Origin of the sequence: Bradyrhizobium commune (assembly GCF_015624505.1) — a bacterium.
Classification (GTDB): domain Bacteria; phylum Pseudomonadota; class Alphaproteobacteria; order Rhizobiales; family Xanthobacteraceae; genus Bradyrhizobium; species Bradyrhizobium commune.
This window is the reverse complement of record NZ_CP061379.1, coordinates 4,566,241-4,583,728: the sequence shown is the minus strand read 5'-3', so window position 1 is coordinate 4,583,728 and position 17,488 is coordinate 4,566,241. Positions and strand designations below refer to the sequence as shown.

Annotated in this window: 13 protein-coding genes; 10 read left to right on the top strand and 3 right to left on the bottom strand. The window is 63.2% G+C overall.

The window, feature by feature from the left end; all coding sequences use genetic code 11:
- The first annotated feature begins 101 nt into the window (after positions 1–101).
- From IC761_RS21690 to IC761_RS21670, 5 genes are all read left to right on the top strand, one after another.
- Positions 102–1,355 carry an ABC transporter substrate-binding protein gene (locus IC761_RS21690; protein ID WP_195798667.1) on the top strand — a complete coding sequence of 418 codons (1,254 nt, stop codon included), beginning with the start codon at positions 102–104 and terminating at the stop codon, positions 1,353–1,355.
- A gap of 82 nt (positions 1,356–1,437) precedes the next feature.
- A complete protein-coding gene (locus IC761_RS21685) occupies positions 1,438–2,301 on the top strand; it encodes a branched-chain amino acid ABC transporter permease (RefSeq protein ID WP_195798666.1) in 864 nt (287 codons plus the stop codon).
- The gene (locus IC761_RS21680; RefSeq protein ID WP_195798665.1) at positions 2,301–3,272 is read left to right on the top strand and encodes a branched-chain amino acid ABC transporter permease; all 972 of its coding nucleotides are present in this window, start codon (positions 2,301–2,303) and stop codon (positions 3,270–3,272) included. Before IC761_RS21685 ends, IC761_RS21680 begins: the two co-directional genes overlap by 1 nt.
- Positions 3,262–4,029 (top strand): ABC transporter ATP-binding protein, encoded by a 768-nt coding sequence (locus IC761_RS21675; RefSeq protein WP_195798664.1) that lies wholly within the window; start codon positions 3,262–3,264, stop codon positions 4,027–4,029. Before IC761_RS21680 ends, IC761_RS21675 begins: the two co-directional genes overlap by 11 nt.
- Positions 4,026–4,745, top strand: a complete 720-nt coding sequence (locus IC761_RS21670; protein ID WP_195798663.1) for an ABC transporter ATP-binding protein — start codon at positions 4,026–4,028, stop codon at positions 4,743–4,745. Before IC761_RS21675 ends, IC761_RS21670 begins: the two co-directional genes overlap by 4 nt.
- A 28-nt stretch (positions 4,746–4,773) precedes the next feature.
- Here IC761_RS21670 and IC761_RS21665 read toward each other — a convergent pair whose 3' ends face one another.
- From IC761_RS21665 to IC761_RS21655, 3 genes are all read right to left on the bottom strand, one after another.
- On the bottom strand, positions 4,774–5,346 hold the full coding sequence (locus IC761_RS21665) for an invasion associated locus B family protein (protein WP_195798662.1): 573 nt from the start codon (positions 5,344–5,346) through the stop codon (positions 4,774–4,776).
- A 64-nt stretch (positions 5,347–5,410) separates the two neighbouring features.
- A complete protein-coding gene (locus tag IC761_RS21660; protein WP_195798661.1) occupies positions 5,411–8,548 on the bottom strand; it encodes an efflux RND transporter permease subunit in 3,138 nt (1,045 codons plus the stop codon).
- On the bottom strand, positions 8,545–9,720 hold the full coding sequence (locus IC761_RS21655) for an efflux RND transporter periplasmic adaptor subunit (protein WP_195798660.1): 1,176 nt from the start codon (positions 9,718–9,720) through the stop codon (positions 8,545–8,547). Before IC761_RS21655 ends, IC761_RS21660 begins: the two co-directional genes overlap by 4 nt.
- A 403-nt stretch (positions 9,721–10,123) precedes the next feature.
- Between IC761_RS21655 and IC761_RS21650 the strand changes: the two genes are divergently transcribed.
- From IC761_RS21650 to exbB, 5 genes are all read left to right on the top strand, one after another.
- On the top strand, positions 10,124–10,363 hold the full coding sequence (locus IC761_RS21650) for a hypothetical protein (protein WP_195798659.1): 240 nt from the start codon (positions 10,124–10,126) through the stop codon (positions 10,361–10,363).
- 233 nt (positions 10,364–10,596) lie between these two features.
- The gene (locus IC761_RS21645) at positions 10,597–13,014 is read left to right on the top strand and encodes a TonB-dependent receptor (protein ID WP_195798658.1); all 2,418 of its coding nucleotides are present in this window, start codon (positions 10,597–10,599) and stop codon (positions 13,012–13,014) included.
- A gap of 289 nt (positions 13,015–13,303) precedes the next feature.
- Complete coding sequence (locus IC761_RS21640) at positions 13,304–15,862, top strand: TonB-dependent receptor (RefSeq protein ID WP_195798657.1); 2,559 nt, start codon at positions 13,304–13,306, stop codon at positions 15,860–15,862.
- A 20-nt stretch (positions 15,863–15,882) separates the two neighbouring features.
- Entirely contained in the window at positions 15,883–16,572 is a 690-nt protein-coding gene (locus tag IC761_RS21635) for a Fe2+-dependent dioxygenase (RefSeq protein ID WP_195798656.1), read from the top strand.
- Positions 16,569–17,486, top strand: coding sequence for a tonB-system energizer ExbB (exbB, locus tag IC761_RS21630; RefSeq protein ID WP_195798655.1), 918 nt, complete (start codon positions 16,569–16,571; stop codon positions 17,484–17,486). Before IC761_RS21635 ends, exbB begins: the two co-directional genes overlap by 4 nt.
- The last annotated feature ends 2 nt before the right edge of the window (positions 17,487–17,488 follow it).

Below are 17,488 nucleotides of genomic sequence, written 5' to 3'. Positions count from 1 at the left end.
CTGGCATGCCATCCTCTCGCCGCCAGGCATAATCAAACGGAAGCGGGCACTTAGGCTTCCAAAAATCTTGGTCGGGGAAACCTCTTGGGAGGTCTGATTTCATGGCGTTGAGGCATGTCACCAGGCTGCTTTGCGCAGCCGCGATGTCCATTGCGCTCACTGCGGGCGCGAAAGCAGAGGACAAGGTCGTCAAGATCGGCGCGATCCTGCCGATGTCCGGCGGCACCGCCTCGATCGGCGCACACGCCAAGGCGGCGCTCGAAGTCGCCATGGATATCATCAACAACGCCCATCCCGAACTCGGCAATCTGCCGCTGGCGAAAAACGCGGGGCTTGCCGGTCTCGGTGGCGCCAAGGTCGAGATTGTGTTCGCCGACAACCAGGGTAGTCCGGCCACGGGGCAGAACCAGGCGTTGCGGCTGATCACGGAGGATAAGGTCGCAGCCGTGCTGGGCGCCTACCAGTCCGGCATCACGTTGACCTCCAGCGCGATCGCGGAGAAATACGGCATTCCCTACCTGACGCCGGAATCGGTTGCCGCCAATCTCACCGAGCGCGGCTTCAAATGGTTCTTCCGCACCACGCCGATCGCGCCGGACTTCGTCCGGATCTACGACGAATTCCTGTCCGACATGAAGGCGGCCGGCGCCAAGACCGACAGCATCGCGCTGGTCCACGACAATACCGAATACGGCACCTCGGTCGCCAACACGATCGCCACCGGCTTCAAGGACAAGGGGCGGAGCGGCGTGATCGACGTCGCCTATGCCGTCAACGCCACCGACGTGCAGGCCCAGGTACTCCAGCTCAAGGAGAAGAAGCCCGACGTCGTGCTGATGATCAGCTACACCTCGGATGCGATCCTGTTCGCCAAGACCATGCAGTCGCAGGACTACAAGCCGCCGCTTCTGCTTGCGGACGATGCCGGCTACTCCGATCCATCCTTCATCAAGGCGGTCGGCAAGCTCTCGCAAGGCGTCTTCAACCGTTCGTCCTGGGCGGTCGGTCCGGCCGGTTCGCCCTCGGCGATCATTGCCGGCATGTACAAGAAGAAGAGCGGCGAGGAGATGGATGACACGGTCGGACGGCAGATGCAGGGCTTCTTCGTGCTGGTCGACGCGATCGACCGCGCGGGCTCGACCGATCCGGCAAAGATCCAGGCCGCGCTCAAGGCAACCGATCTCAAGACCGAACAGCTGATCATGGGCTACAAGGGTGTGAAATTCGACGAGAAGGGCCAGAACATCCTGGCGTCGGCCTACATCATCCAGCTCCAGGACGGCGAGAATTATGTGTCGGTTTGGCCTAAGGCCAACGCCGAGAAGTCGCCGGTGCTGCCCTACAAGGCCTGGTGAGATATTGAAGTCGGGGCCGTGCACCCCGCCTTCGCCAAATTGATTTGATCAGAGCAACGCAGCTATCAGAGCAACGCAGCTCATGTCTTTTGTTCTCGTGCAGGTGATCGTCGGCGGGCTTCTGCTTGGCGCCGTCTACGCCCTGTTTTCGTCAGGCCTCACGCTGGTGTGGGGCATGATGAACATCGTCAATTTCGCACATGGCGATTTCGTCATGCTCGGCATGTACGTTGCCTATGTCGTCTACACGCTGATGGGGGGAGGGCCGATCTTGGGCGCGCCGCTGGCGACGCTGGTGCTCGCGACCGTCGGGGTCGTGATCTACTTCGCCTTGATCCGCGACGTCATGAAGGGGCCGATGCTGGCACAGATCCTCGGCACGTTCGGCCTTGCGTTGCTGTTACGCTATTCCGTGTTCTGGTGGTTCGGTGCCAATTTCCTGTCGATGCCGCAGGACATCGTCGGCGGCACTTATGCCTTTGCCGGCCTGCGTATCGAGGCCTCCCGGCTGCTCGCCGGCGTCGTCGCGTTGCTGGTGACGCTCGGCCTGCATCTGCTCCTGACGCGCACCTCGCTCGGCTCGAAGATGCTGGCGGTGGCGGAGGACCAGACGGCGGCGCAGCTGATGGGCATCCGGCCCGACACCATGCAGGCGATCGCCTGGGCCATTGCAGCCGGTGCTACTGGGCTAGCCGGTGCGCTGATCGCGAACTTCTTCTACATCGTGCCGACCGTCGGCGAAACGCTCGGCATCGTCGCCTTCGTCACCGTGTCGCTCGGTGGCTTCGGCAGCGTGCCGGGAGCCCTGGCCGCAGGGCTTCTGATCGGCGTGATCGAATCGCTGTCCGGCTATCTGATCGGCGCCATCTACAAGGACATCGTCGTCTACGTCCTGTTCCTGTTCTTCCTCTGGTTCCGGCCGCAGGGCCTGATGGGGAAGATGTGATGCGCCGCCTGGTCTGGCTCTCGGTCGTCGCAGCCGTTGCGATCGCCTATCCGCTGCTGCTGTCCTCGCCGTTCCAGCAGCGTTTGGGCGCGCTGGTGCTGCTCTATGCGATTGCGGCGTCGGCCTGGAACATCGTCGGCGGTTATGCCGGCCAGGTTTCGGTCGGCCATGTCGTGTTCTTCGGCTGCGGCGCCTATGCCGCGATGGGAGCCTACGCAAAGTTCGGCCTGTCGCCGCTGTTCGGCATTCCCGGCGGCATCGCGCTGGCGGTGGGGCTCGCCGCCATCATCGGCGTGCCGACGCTGCGGCTATCAGGCCATTATTTCAGCATGGCGACGATCGCGGTGGCCGAGACGATGCGGCTGATCGTCACCAACACCGAATGGTTGGGCGCAGCGGTTGGCCTCTCGGGGCCGACGGTGCCGCGCAACATCTTCGATCTCTCGTTCCTGTCGTCGCTGCCGTATTACTATCTCTTCCTCTCCGTCCTCGCGATCACGCTGCTCATCACCTGGTGGATGACCAACAGCCGGATGGGATTTTACCTGCGTGCGATCAAGGATTCCGAGCGCGCCGCGCGCTCGCTCGGTGCGCCCGCGAGCCGCACAAAGCTCTATGCTTATATGCTCAGCGCGGCGCTGACCGCCGTCGCCGGCGCGCTCTATGCGATGATGTTCGGCTTCGTCGATCCCGAGTCCGGTTTCGGCATCCTGATCTCGGTGAAAATCCTGATCATGGCGGCTCTGGGCGGCGCGGGGCTGTTGTTCGGGCCGCTGGTCGGTGCCGCGATCCTGGTGCCGCTGGAGGAGATTTCCAACAGCTGGCTCGGCGGCAAGGGCGCCGGGCTCACCTTTGTGGCTTACGGCGCCATCATCGTGTTGATCGCGCGCTTCCAGCCGGGCGGCCTGCTCAGCCTGGTCATGCGCAGGAAGAAAGCTGCCGCCGACACAGGAGCAAGCCATGCTCCTTGAGGCGCGCGGAATTACGAAAGCATTCGGCAGCTTCAAGGCAGTGGACGATGCTTCCGCGACCCTGGAGCAGGGCGACATCCTCGGCCTGATCGGTCCGAATGGTGCCGGAAAATCCACCTTCTTCAATTGCCTCACCGGCGATCTCAAGACCACCTCGGGCCACGTGTTGTTCGAGGGCCACGACATCACCGAATTCACGCCGGAGCATCGCGCCGGGCTCGGGCTCGCGCGTACCTTCCAGGTGCCGCAGACCTTTGAAGGCATGACGGTGCTCGAAAACGTCATGATCGGCGCCTTCCTGCGCACCGCGCATCGCAAGGAGGCCGAAGCGAAAGCGCGCGCGGTGCTCGCGCGCGTCGGCATGAGCCGGCTTGCGTATGCGCCGGCGCGCTCGCTCGGCACGGCCGGCCGCAAGCGGCTGGAAATCGCGCGGGCGCTTGCTACCGAGCCAAAGGTGCTGCTGCTCGATGAGGCCATGGCCGGCCTCAACGCGCATGAGGTGAAGCTCGCGATCGATCTGGTGCGCGACATCCATCGCTCCGGCATCGCGCTCGTCATCGTCGAGCACATCATGGAAGTGATCATGTCGCTCGCAAGCCGCGTCATGGTGTTTCACCAGGGCAAGGAGATCGCGCGCGGCTCGCCGCGTGAGGTCACGTCCAACCCGGCCGTCATCGCGGCGTACCTCGGCACCCGCGCCGCGAAGGCCGCCGCCGGCCACACGCCAGTCGAGCTGTTGGGTGGGCCGGAGCTATGAGCGGGCCCTTGCTGCGGATCGAGCATCTCGAGGTGCGCTATGGCGACCTGATCGGCGTGTCCGACGTCTCGCTGGAGGTGCCCGAAGGCAGCGTGGTCGCACTGCTCGGGTCCAACGGCGGCGGTAAAACCACGACCTTGAACGCGATCGCAGGCCTCATTCCTGTGCACTCCGGATCGATCAGCTTTCGCGGCGAGGAGATCGCCGGCGGGAAGGCGTTTGCGATCGTGCGCAAGGGTCTGGCGCTGTCGCCGGAGGGCTGGCGGCTGTTCGTGCAGCAGAGCGTCGAGAACAACCTCATGCTCGGTGCAACCCCGCTGCACGACAAGTCGCGCCAGGCCACGCTGCTCGAGCGCGTCTACGAGATTTTTCCGCGCCTGAAGGAGCGCCGCAACCAGCGCGCCGGCACCATGTCCGGTGGCGAGCGGCAGATGCTTGCGGTCGGCCGCGCGCTGATGAGCGACCCGAAGCTCTTGATGCTGGACGAACCGTCGCTCGGCCTCGCACCCGCGGTGGTCGAGTCCATGTACGAGACTTTTGGCCGCCTGCATCGCGAGGGCCTGACCATCCTGCTGGCTGAGCAGTCGATCGAGCTCGCGCTGGAAGTCTCGGATTTCGCGACCGTGCTCCAGGTCGGCAAGAGCGTGCTGTCAGGCACGGCCGCAGCGCTCGCGGAGGATCCGCAGGTGCAGAAGGCCTATCTCGGAGTCGGGTGAGCGATCTTCCGACCTAAAGAAGCGCCCGCTACTTGATCTTGTCGTAGGCCGCGGCAAAGTCGTTCAGCGGCATCGGGATCGCGATCGTCTCCTTAGCCATGTTCTGGAACGAGACCTTCAATTGCTTGCCCGACTTCAGGCTCGCCAGCAGGTCCGGCGCGATCGGTGTCGACGCGTAGCAGCCGCGGTTCTCGCAGGTCTGGATCTGGAGGTCGACTGTCTTGCCTTCGTCGACCTGAAGCTTGGCGCCGACCGGCAGATTGAGGCCGAGCGGCAGCTGCAGCAGCGCCACCGGTGTGCGGGTGTCGGGCGCGATGCGGATATTGATCAGGACGATGGTCTGGCCGGTCTTGGTCAGGACCGCGTTCTGCTCGATCGCGCATTCGAGCGGGGCGTCGCGACTGGCGCTTGTGCAGCGCGCGATCCAGCCGGGTTGCTGCGCGCCTGCACTATCGGCCTGCGGCTGTGTCGGCGCAGGCGCGGGCTGTGCGGCCGGGGCCGGCGGAGCTGCGTTTTTCTTGGCGCCCTGCTGGGCATACCCGGCGCCCGTCGACAACAGGACGATGGCGGCGAGGGCGACAAGTCTGGATTGCATGGGCATGGCGTGACCGCGTTGGCGTGAACCGGGGGGCTCGCTGTAGCGTTGCGAGACCTGCGGCGCAAGCCTACTCGGCGGCTTCCTTGACGGTGCCGCGCTCGGCCGCCTCGTGCCCTTCGTCCACGGCCGGATGGCTCTTGAACAGGTTCGAGAACTTGTCGAGATAGAGATAGACGACCGGCGTGGTGAACAACGTCAGCGCCTGGCTGACGATCAGGCCGCCGACCATGGCGTAGCCAAGCGGCTGACGGATCTCGGCGCCGGTGCCGTGGCCGAGCATCAGCGGCACGCCGCCGAGCAGTGCGGCCATCGTTGTCATCATGATCGGGCGGAAGCGCAAGAGCGCGGCCTGGCGGATCGATTCTTCCGGCGTCTTGCCGTCGCGTTCGGCGGCGATGGCGAAGTCGACCATCATGATGCCGTTCTTCTTCACGATGCCGATCAGCAGGATGACGCCGATCAAGGCAATCAGGCTGAACTCGAAGCCGGCTGCCATCAGGATCGCAAGCGCGCCGACGCCGGCCGAGGGCAGGGTCGACAGAATCGTAATCGGATGGATGTAGCTCTCGTAGAGGATGCCGAGGATCAGATAGACTACGACAAGCGCCGCTAGGATCAGGAGCGGCACGGTGCCGAGCGATTGCTGGAACGCTTGCGCGGTGCCCTGGAAGCTCGAATTGAGCGTTGCCGGCGCGCCGAGATCGGCCATCGCCTTCTGCACCGACTCCGTCGCCTGGCCGAGCGCCACACCCTGGGCGAGGTTGAAGCTGATCGTGATCGCCGGGAACTGGCCCTGGTGGCTGATCGAGAGCGACCGAACCGGATCGGTGGTCCAGGTCGCGAAGGTCGACAGCGGCACCTGGTCGCCGGTCAGCGGCGACTTCAGGTAGAGCTTGTTCAGCGAATCGAGGTTGCCCTGCATTTCCGGCAGGATTTCCAGGATCACGTGATAGCTGTTGAGCTGGGTGAAATACTGAGCGACCTGGCGCTGGCCGAAGGCGTCATAAAGCGTATCGTCGATCAGCTGCGGCTGGATGCCATAGCGCGAGGCCGTGTCGCGGTTGATCTTGAGCTGGACCGTGGTGCCCTGGGTCTGCTGGTCGGTGGCGACGTCGCGCAGCTCCGGCAGCGTCTGCATCTTGGCGAGGATCTTCGGCGCCCAGGAATTGAGTTCGCCGAGATCGGCGTCCTGCAAGGTGAACTCGAACTGCGTGCGGGTCGGACGGCCGCCGAGGCGGACGTCCTGGGCGGCCTGCATATAGAGGCGGGCGCCGGACACCTTCTCGAGCTTGGGGCGCAGCCGCGCGATGATCTGCTGCGCGGACGCGTCGCGCTCGTTGCGCGGTTTCAGCGTGATGAACATGTTGCCGTTGTTGCCGGCGCGGCCGCTGCCGCCGATGTTCATCGCGACCGACGCGACGTCGTGATCGTCAATCACGATCTTGCCGAGCTCGACCTGACGGCGTTGCATCTCGGCGAAGGAGATGTCCTGGGAGGCCTCCGACGTCGCGGTGATCAAGCCGACGTCCTGCTGCGGAAAGAAGCCCTTCGGGATCAGGATGAAGAGATAGACCGACAGGGCAAGGGTGGCAAAGAAGATCACCAGTGTGGTGCGCCGCCATGCCATGGCGTGGTCGAGCACGTATTCGTAACCGCGCAGCATCGCGTCGAACGCACTCTCGCTCCACTGATAGAACTTGCCGTGCGTGACTTCGCTGTGCGAGCGCAGGAAGCGCGAGGCCATCATCGGCGTCAGTGTCAGCGACACGAACATCGAGACGAAGATCGTCATCGCCAGCACAACGGCGAATTCGCGGAACAGGCGTCCGATGATACCGCCCATCAGCAAGAGCGGGATCAGCACCGCGACCAGCGAGATACTGATCGACACGATTGTGAAGCCGATTTCCTTGGAGCCTCTGAACGCGGCGGCGAGCGGCTTTTCGCCTTCTTCGATGTAGCGCGTGATGTTCTCGAGCATCACGATGGCGTCGTCGACGACGAAGCCAACCGCGATGGTGAGTGCCATCAGCGACAAATTGTCGAGCGAATAGCCGAATACCCACATCAGCGCGCAGGCGCCCAACAGCGCGAGCGGAACCGTGATGGTGGGAATCATGGTGGCCCAGAAGCTGCGCAGGAAGACGAAGATGACCATAACAACGAGAGCGATGGTCAGGAGCAGCGTGAACTGGACGTCCTCGACCGCGGCGCGGATGGTCGTGGTGCGGTCGCTGATGACTTCGATCTTGACCGCGGGTGGGATCGCCGCGACGAGGCGAGGCAGCGTCGCCTTGATCCGGTCGACGGTCTCGATGACGTTCGCGCCCGGCTGCTTGAACACGACCAGGAACACGCCGCGTTTGCCGTTGGCCCAGGCTGCCTGCTTGGCGTCCTCGGGGCCGGTCACGGCCTGGCCGATGTCCTTGATCCGCAAGGGGCCGCCGTTGCGGTAGGCGATGATGACGTCGTTCCAGTCCTTGGACTGGAGCAACTGGTCGTTGGCGTAGATCGTATAGGCACGCTTCTCGCCGTCGATATTGCCCTTCGGGCTGTCGACTGTGGTGATGGCGATCGCGCTGCGCACGTCTTCCAGCGACAGGCCCTTGGCGACGAGTTTCGCCGGGTCGATCTGGACGCGGACCGAGGGTTTCTGCTGGCCGCCGATGAACACTTGCGCCACGCCGGAGATCTGGCTGATCTGCTGGGCCAGCTGGGCGTCGATCGAATCGCTGACTGTGGTCAGCGGCAGCGTGTCCGATGTCGCCGACAGCAGCAGGATCGGCGAGTCTGCCGGGTTGACCTTGCGATAGGTCGGCGGCGACGGCAGGTTCTTCGGCAACTGGCCGCTGGCGGCGTTGATGGCGCCCTGCACGTCGTTCGCCGCACCGTCGATGCTGCGGTTGAGGTCGAACTGGATGGTGATCGACGCGGTGCCCAGATAGCTCGTCGAGGTCATCTGCGCGATGCCGGGAATCTGGGCGAACTGGCGCTCCAGCGGCTGCGCGACGGAGGAGGCCATCGTCTCCGGGCTACCGCCCGGCAGGTTGGCCGTGATCTGGATGGTCGGGAAGTCCACCTGCGGCAGCGGCGCGACCGGCAGCAGGGGATAGGCGACGAGACCGACAAAGAGAATGCCGGCCATCAGCAGCGAGGTGCCGATGGGATAACGGATGAAAGGTGCCGAAATCCCGCCCTCGGTCATTCCTGCTGAACCTTGTTTTTCTGCACCGGATCCGAACTCGCCACGGCCGTCGAGACGAGGCTTCCTGGCTGCACCTTGTATTGACCGCCGGTGATCACTTGCTGACCGGGGCTGAGCCCCTCGTCGACAACCGAACGTCCATCGATAGAATAGCTCACTTTGATCTTGCGAACCTCAGCCTTGTTATCTGCGCCGACGGTATAGGCGTAGAGGCCGTTGGTCGAATGCTGGACCGCGTCATCGGGAACGACGATCGCATCCTTCAGGGTCCGTACCAAAAGGCGTGTCGAGACCGACTGTCCCGGCCACAGCGTGTGTTCCTTGTTGTCGAACACCGCCTTGAGCCGAATAGTCCCGCTGGTCGTATCGACCTGGTTGTTGATGACCGCGAGCTTGCCCTCGGCCAGCGTCTTCTTGCCGTCGGTGGTGAAGGCGATCACCTTCAGCGCGCCGGCCTTTTGGCCCTCGCTGACATAGGGCAGCTGGTCTTCCGGCGCCGTGAAGATCACGGTGATCGGCTCGACCTGAGCGATGGTGACGATGCCGGTCTGGGTCGAGGCGTTGACGATGTTACCGATGTCGACCTGGCGCAGGCCAGCGACGCCGGTGATCGGCGCCTTGACCTGAGTGTAATCGAGCTGGGTCTGGGCGTTGGCGATCGCGGCTTCGTCGGCCGCGATCTGGGCGGTGAGCTGGGCGACGGTCGAGCGCTGGGTATCGGTCTGCTGCCGCGTCGCGAATTCGCCGAGCTTGGTATAACGCTGAAGATCGAGATTGGCGTTGGCGAGATTGGCCTCGTCCTGCGCCTTCTTGGCCTTGGCCTGATCGAGGGCGGCCTGGAACGGGCGAGGATCGATCTCGACCAGGAGATCGCCTTGATTGACGATCTGGCCTTCGGTGAAGGCGATCTTGTCGATCTGGCCGTCCACCCGGGTCCGGACTTGTACGGTGTTGAAGCCCTGAACCGTGCCGAGACCGGTCAGGTAGACCGGAAAGTCGGCCTTCTGGACCGGCGAGATGCTCACGGGCACAGCGGGGGCCCGCGGCGGACCCTTCTGAGCGGTTTGGGCTTTTCCGGCCTCAGGCGCGGAGAATCGCTGCCAGCCGTAATAGCCGCCACCGGCCACAGCTGCGATGATGACAATCCACAGGATCGGCCGTGACTTTTTCATATGTGAGCGTATCGGCTTGTAGGCCCAAAACAACGAATTGCGGGGCTATCAAAGGGTTCCACCAAGGCTTGTATAATACACGCCAAGTTCGAGTGTAAACAGCACTATCGGTTGAGAATCCTAAACAATTGGAAAGCTTTGCACCCCGTAGGCAACCGGTTGGCGCGCCGGTGTGCAGTGCTGCATTTTCCCGGAGCAAACGAGGAACGTGCAAAAGTTAGGCAGCGCTCGCAGGCCGCGTGGACGGTGGCCCGCGCGTGCGGTGCTCCGGGCCTCGGGAGCCAGCCCCAGCGGGCTTCGGATTTACCGTGCCGAGAGCGGTTCTAAGCCTTCCGCGCGGCGTTTCGGTTGTCAGGAAAATCGACCTCGTCCATATCAGCGCCGCCACAATGGGAGTGCGGGAATGGACGAGCTGAACGGCAAGCTGATCGCGTGCCAGATTTTGATCACGGGGCTGATCGCGCGCGTCGCCAATGAGCAGCGCGATCCGTTGCGCTTCCTCACCGACTTCCGCGACGAGATCAAGGCGGTCGTCAACGGCGTCAACATCGCCGGCATGGAGAACACCGATCGGGTGCGTGCGACTGCACAGCGCACCGTCGACGAATTGTTCTCACTGATGAAGCCGCCGAGCGGCGACTGATGGCTGCGCAAGATGATGCACGAACACAAGCGCGCCTGTGTCTGATTGCTTCCATTTGTCGCGCGACATTTCTGCGATTCCAAATGCAAAGTTTAGAATCGATTTGATCTAGATGGATTCAAGTGCTCTCGCGGGCCACGCTGCATTGACCTGATTTTTTGCGATCGATAGCACCGCCTCATCGTTCGTCGCGCATGTTGCGTATCGACGAATTCGACATGGGGTGCGTTGGAATGGGGCTGGCAGTAGCTCCGCGATCGTTGCGTTCGATCGCGGCAAGAAATTCAATTGAAGAAAAGCTCGATGGAAATTCCGGCAAGGCGGTTTCGGCCGTCGCCGGCCTGATCGCGGTGGCATCGGTGTCGAGCGGAGCGCAGGCGCAGCAGTCGAACCTGCCGCCGGTGACGGTGGATGCGCCGGTCGAGCGCCCGCGCCCCGCAGCATCAAAGCCCACGGCCGAGCAGATCCGCGCACGCAACGCGCTTCGCCGCGCCGCGCAGCGCCAGCAGGCGCAGCAGCAGGCCGCCGCCGCCGTCGCACCTAGCCCGGCCGGCGCCGTCGACCGCAATCCCTATGCCGATCCGGCAGCGCCCTACAAGGTCGATCACGTCCAGGCCTCGGGCAAGTTTCCCGAGCCGATGCTGAACACGCCGAAGACCATCACGGTGCTCAGCAAGGAAGTGCTGGAAGACAAGAACGCCACGACGCTGAAGGAGATCGGCCGCTCGACCGCCGGCGTGACGCTGGGATCGGGCGAGGGCGGCAACGCCTTCGGCGATCGCTTCTTCATCCGCGGCTTCGACGCCCGCAACGATGTCTTCATCGATGGCATCCGCGATCCCGCCGTGTCGATCCGCGAGAACTTCTTCACCGAGCAGATCGAGATCCTGCGCGGACCGGCATCGTCCTACGCCGGTCGTGGCACCGCCGGCGGCGCCATCAACATCGTCACCAAGCAGGCCGGCGACGTCAACTTCAAGCGGATGGATACCGAGTTCGGCACCGACATGACCAAGCGCGTCACACTCGACGTCAACCAGGTCGTGGATCCGACCTTCTCGGTGCGCACCGGTGGCCTGTTCCAGGATGCCAACGTCGCCGGCCGCAACTACGTGACCGACGATCGCTGGGGCACCTTCCTCTCGACCAAATACACCCCGACCAACGACATCAAGATCACGACGAACTATGTCCATACCGATCTGAGCGGCCTGCCGGATTTCGGCGTGCCCTATTACAAGCAGGGCAACGTGCCGGTGACCTCGGCCGGCATTCCGCGCGGGACCTGGTACGGCTTCCTCAACCGCGACTTCCAGACCGCACGGCAGGACTTCGGCACGGCCACGACCGAGTACAAGGTCAACGAAGCGATCACGCTGAGCAGCAAGGTGCGCGGCGAGCATTCGCTGCTCAACTACATCGGCACGTTGCCGCAGAATCCGGTCACGACCAACGTCAATCCGCTGCTCTGGACCACGACGGCGAGCGCGCAGAGCCGTTACCAGACCGTGGACGTGTGGGCCAACCAGAACGAGGCGACGTTCAAGCTCGACACCGGCGGGGTCAAGCACACCGCGGTGTTCGGTGTCGAATACACCAACGAGGACATCTCGATCGACCGCTATTCGGGTCTCGCATCGGAGCTGGCCGGCTCCGGCTTCACGAGCAACGGAGCCATCTCGGGCGTCAATCTTTATTCCCCTCAGTACACTTATGTCTCCGGCTTCGGCACGCCGTCGCTGACGGGCAATCCGACGCGCTATGGCGTCAACACCAGCAGTGTCTACGTCATGGACACCGCGAACTGGCAAGACACCATCATCGTCAATGGCGGCGTGCGTTACGACGGCTACAACATGAGCTCGTCGACCAACACGGCCTATCTGAAAATGAATTCCGATCTGGTCAACTACAATGTCGGCCTGGTCTACAAGCCGATGTCGATCGGCAGCATCTACGCGGCCTATGCGACCTCGGCTAATCCGTTCGGCTCGGAGCTCGACGCGACCGGCACCGACTACGGCGGCGTTCCCGCCAACACGACCGTTCTGCTTGGGCCTGAGCGGAACAAGGCGGCTGAGGTCGGCACCAAATGGGAGCTTGCGGATCGCCACCTGCTGGTTTCGACGGCGTTGTTCCAGACCACGAAGGACAACGCGCGCGAGACCAATGCTGCGGGCCTGCTCACCTCGGGCGCGGCCTACCGCATCCAGGGCATCGACATCGAGGCCGAGGGCAAGATCACCGAGCGCTGGAGCATCTTCGGCGGTCTGGTGCTGATGCAATCGAAGGTTACGCAGAGCAACATCGCTTCCAATCTCGGCCTGCAGCTTGCCAATGTCGCGCACCAGTCGTTCAGCATGCTGACCAAGTACAAGCTCGACGGCGATTGGGAAGTCGGCGGGCAGGCGGTGTACCGCTCGAAGGTCTATGGCGGCACGTTCGCGGCCAATACCGGCAACGAGCTGCCGAGCTATTGGCGCTTCGATGCGTTCGTCGAGAAGAAGATCGACAAGAACTGGACCATGAAGTTCTACGCGCAGAACCTCACCAACAAGCTCTACTACGACACGCTCTATCGCAGCGCCGTGCCGTTCGTGGCGGTCGCGCCCGGACGGGCATTCTATCTGATCACGACGGCCAAATTCTGATTGCTCTGTTCCGCGTCGGGGATGTCTGCCATGGCAGACATCCCGCTACTCAAGCAACCGATCGCGATGCGTGCCATCAGCATCTCGAGGAAGAACATCGGATCTGTTTAGAACGCTTACAAACTTGAGTTTAGAACCGTTTCAAACTTGAGTTTAGAATCGTTTTGATCTGGACCGATTCAAACATGCGATTGCCGTGATTGCGTTGACCCAGTTAGCCCCGCTCGATACGACCCATGTGTCGCATTGTCGCAATGCGATACATTATAGAAATGAAGTGGGGCGTAGGATGGGCATGGCACGGGCACCGCAGTCGTTGCGTTCGACCGCGGCACGGACATCATTGGTCAACAATTTCGACTCGGCAACCGGCAAGACTGTTTCTGCCGTCGCAAGCCTTGTTGCCGTCGCATCAGTCTCGAGCGGCGCGCAGGCGCAGCAGTCGAACCTGCCACCGGTGACGGTCGATGCGCCGGTCGAACGGCCGCGGCCCGTGGCCTCGAAGCCCACGCCCGAACAGGTCCGCGCCCGCAACGCGTTGCGCCGGGCGGCGCAGCAGCGCCAGCAGGCCGCGCAGGCCCCGGTCGTCGACGCGAACGCGCCGGCCGCGGACCGCAATCCCTATGCGGATCCGGCTGCGCCGTACAAGGTCGACCACATGCAGGCGTCCGGAAAATTCCCGGAAAAGCTGGTTGATACGCCGAGGTCGGTGACGGTGCTGTCGAAAGAGGTGCTCGAAGACAAGAACGCCACGTCGTTGAAACAGGCGATCCTCAGCACCGCCGGCGTCACCTTGGGCACAGGCGAGGGCGGCAACGCCTTCGGCGACCGCTTCTTCATTCGCGGCTTCGATGCGCGTAACGACATCTTCATCGACGGTGTTCGCGACGCCGGCGTCAGCGTGCGCGAAAACTTCTTCACCGAGCAGGTCGAGATCCTGCGCGGCCCGGCCTCGTCGTTTGCCGGCCGCGGCACCGCCGGCGGCGCGATCAACATCGTGACCAAGCAGGCGACGACGGAGAAGAGCTTCTACAACATGGACACCACGTTTGGCACCGACATGACCAAGCGGGTGACCCTGGATGTTAATCAGGTCATCAATCCGACGCTCGCAATACGTGCAGGCGGCCTCTTCCAGGATGCGGACGTCGCGGGCCGAGACCGGATCAAGGACAATCGCGATGGCGCCTTTGTGGCTACCACCTGGACGCCGACCGACGCGATCAAGGTTACGGGCAACTACATCCACACGGAATTGACCGGCATCCCTGATTTCGGCGTGCCCTACTACCGGCCGAGCACCACAAGCGCCGCCGGCGGGCCGTTCCCCGACTTCGGCGTCAAGCGCGACAATTTCTACGGCTTCGTCAATCGCGACTTTTACAGGACCGGCCAGGACATCGGCACGATCAATGCGGAAGTCCAGGTCACGCCAGATCTGTTGCTCACCAACAAGATCCGGGACTCGCGCTCGACGCAGAACTACATCGGCACGCTGCCGGAATCGCCGGTCATCACCAGCAACAGTCCGGCATTGTGGACCCTGTCGGCCAATCCGCAGAGCCGGTATCAGGCCACAGACGTTTTCGCCAATCAGACGGAAGCGACGTATAAGTTCAACGACGGTGCCGGCTTCCGTCATACGTTGCTTGCGGGCATCGAATACGACAACGAGCGATCGTCGATCGATAGCTATACAGGCCTTGGCTCCGAGATCACCACGGGCACGACAAGTTTTACCGGCACCGGTTCATTGCCGGGCGTTAGCGTCTACTGGCCGCAATTCAATGACATTCCATTCCCGATACCGGGAGGTCTTACAGGCAGGCCGACCAAGATCGGAATTGAGACCGTCAGCGGCTATGTGGTGGACAGTGCCAACTACCGCGACCTCGTGATTCTCAACGGCGGCTTCCGGTACGACGACTACAGCATCAAGACGTCTGGCTATTCAGCGGCCGGAGCGTTCGGCCAGCAGTCGGCGCAGTTCCTTGTTCCGGACTTCAATCTCGGCCTCACCCTGAAGCCGTTGCCGAACGGCAGCGTCTATGTGGCCTATGCGACATCCGCCAACCCTGTTGGCTCGGAGTTCGACGGCACCAGCACGGCCTATGGCGGCATCAATCCGACCCTGGCCGGCGGCAATACCCAGATCTTCGGGCCCGAGAAGAACAAGTCGATCGAACTCGGCACCAAGTGGGAATTGTTCGACCGCCATCTGCTCCTGACCGCCGCGCTGTTCCAGACCACGAAGGACAATGCGCGAGAGGCGCAGAATGTCGGCAGTGTGAGCGCGGCTGGCGCGCTTGGTTGCACGTATGCTCCCGTGGCTCCGGCGACGACCGTCTCGTGCATTACTGCCGGCGCGGCCTATCGTGTCCGCGGCATCGACCTCGGCGTGGGTGGCAAGATCACCGACAAGTGGAGTGTGACCGGCGGTCTCGTGCTGATGCAGTCGGAGGTCACGAAGTCGATGGCGCCGCCGGCCAACACGACACTGTACGCGTCGAACGTCGGGTTGCCCCTCGCGAACATTGCACATCAGTCGTTCAGCATGCTGACCAAGTACCAGCTCACCGACATGTGGGAGCTGGGCGGGCAGGCGGTGTACCGCTCCAAGATCTACGGCGGCACCTTGCTTGCGGCAAACCAGGGCACGTCGATTCCGAGCTACTGGCGTTTCGACGCCTTTGCTGAGGCGAAGATCGACAAGCATTGGACCGCGAAGTTGTTCGTGAACAACATCTTCGACAAACGCTATTACGACGCGCTGTACCAGAGCGCGGCACCGTTCGTGCTCGAGGCACCGGGACGCGCCGCTTATCTGGTTCTTTCCGCGCGCTACTGATGGAGACATAACGAGGTGCCATGCTGACATGCATAGACGGCGTCCTGAGCAAGGATGATGTGGCGGAGTTCCGCCGCATCATGGACGCCAGCGAATGGGAGGACGGCCGTTCCACCGCGGGCGCGCAGTCAGCAATGGTCAAGCGCAACGAGCAGTTGCCGCCGGACAGCGAGGTTGCGCGCAAGCTCGGCAACCGCATCATTTCGGCGCTGACGTCGAATCCGCGGTTCCTGGCGGCCGCGATTCCGCTCCAGATCTTCCCGCCGCTGTTCAACCGCTATGCGGCGGATAGCGGCCACCATTTCGGCCTGCATGTCGACAACGCGATCCGGGGCGATCGCCTGACCGGCCTTCGCATCCGCACCGACCTCTCGGTCACGCTGTTCCTCAGCGAGCCCGAGGAGTACGACGGTGGCGAACTTGTGATCGAGGACACCTACGGTTCGCACGAAGTCAAGTTGCCAGCCGGGGATTGCGTGCTTTATCCCTCCACGAGCCTGCATCTCGTCACCCCGGTGACGAGGGGGGCGCGGGTTGCGTCTTTCTTCTGGCTCCAGAGCATGATACGGGACGATCAAGCCCGCAGCATGATCTTTGATCTCGACACCGCCATCCAGGCGCTGGTGCAACGTCTCGGGCGCGACGATCCCGAAACAGTCAAATTGACGGGTATCTATCACAACCTCATTCGCTACTGGGCCGAAGTATGAAGAAGACAACTTTCCAAGCAAGCCTCGCCGCAGCCGTCGTTCTGGCGGCGACCTGGCTCGCAGCTCCTGTTTCTGCCCAGACACCAAACCAGCCGGCGGCGCCGGCACAATCGCCGGCTCCGGCAGCTGCACCGTCGGCAACCGCTGTCGCCGCGCCGACCGCGTCTGTCACGGCCGCGCCAGTGGCCGCGAAGCCCGATGCGACACCCGGCATCGCGCCGGCCATGAAGGAATTGTCGCCCTGGGTGATGTTCATGTCGGCGGACATCATCGTGAAGGCGGTGATGATCGGGCTTGCGTTCGCCTCGCTGATGACCTGGACCGTCTTCATCGCCAAGTCGATCGAGCTCTCGGTCGTTTCCGGCAAGCTGCGTTCGGCGCTGAAGAAGATCGCGGAGGCGCGCTCGCTCGCCGAAGCGCAGATGGCGCTTGGCGCCAGGGAGGGAATCCTTCCATCGTTCCTGACGGCGGCGTTGCGTGAGGCGCGGATGTCGGCCGGCCTGTCCAGCGACACCGGCATCAAGGAGCGCGCGGCATCGAGCTTTTCGGAGATCACGCGGGCGGAAGCGCGGCGCATCCGCATCGGCATGGGCGTGCTCGCCAGTATCGGCTCGACGTCGCCTTTCGTCGGCCTGTTCGGCACCGTGTGGGGCATCATGAACAGCTTCATCGGCATCTCGAAGTCGCAGACCACGAACCTTGCCGTCGTCGCGCCCGGCATCGCCGAAGCGCTGCTGGCGACCGCGATCGGCCTCGTCGCCGCGATCCCTGCGGTCATCATCTACAACCACTTCTCGCGCGTGACGAAGAGCTATCTCGAGCTCGTCAACCGCGCCTCGGGCGCGGCGGCGCGGCTGCTCTCGCGCGATCTCGACCGCACCCACGGTGGCGCGCATTCGCGCGCGGCGGAGTGAAC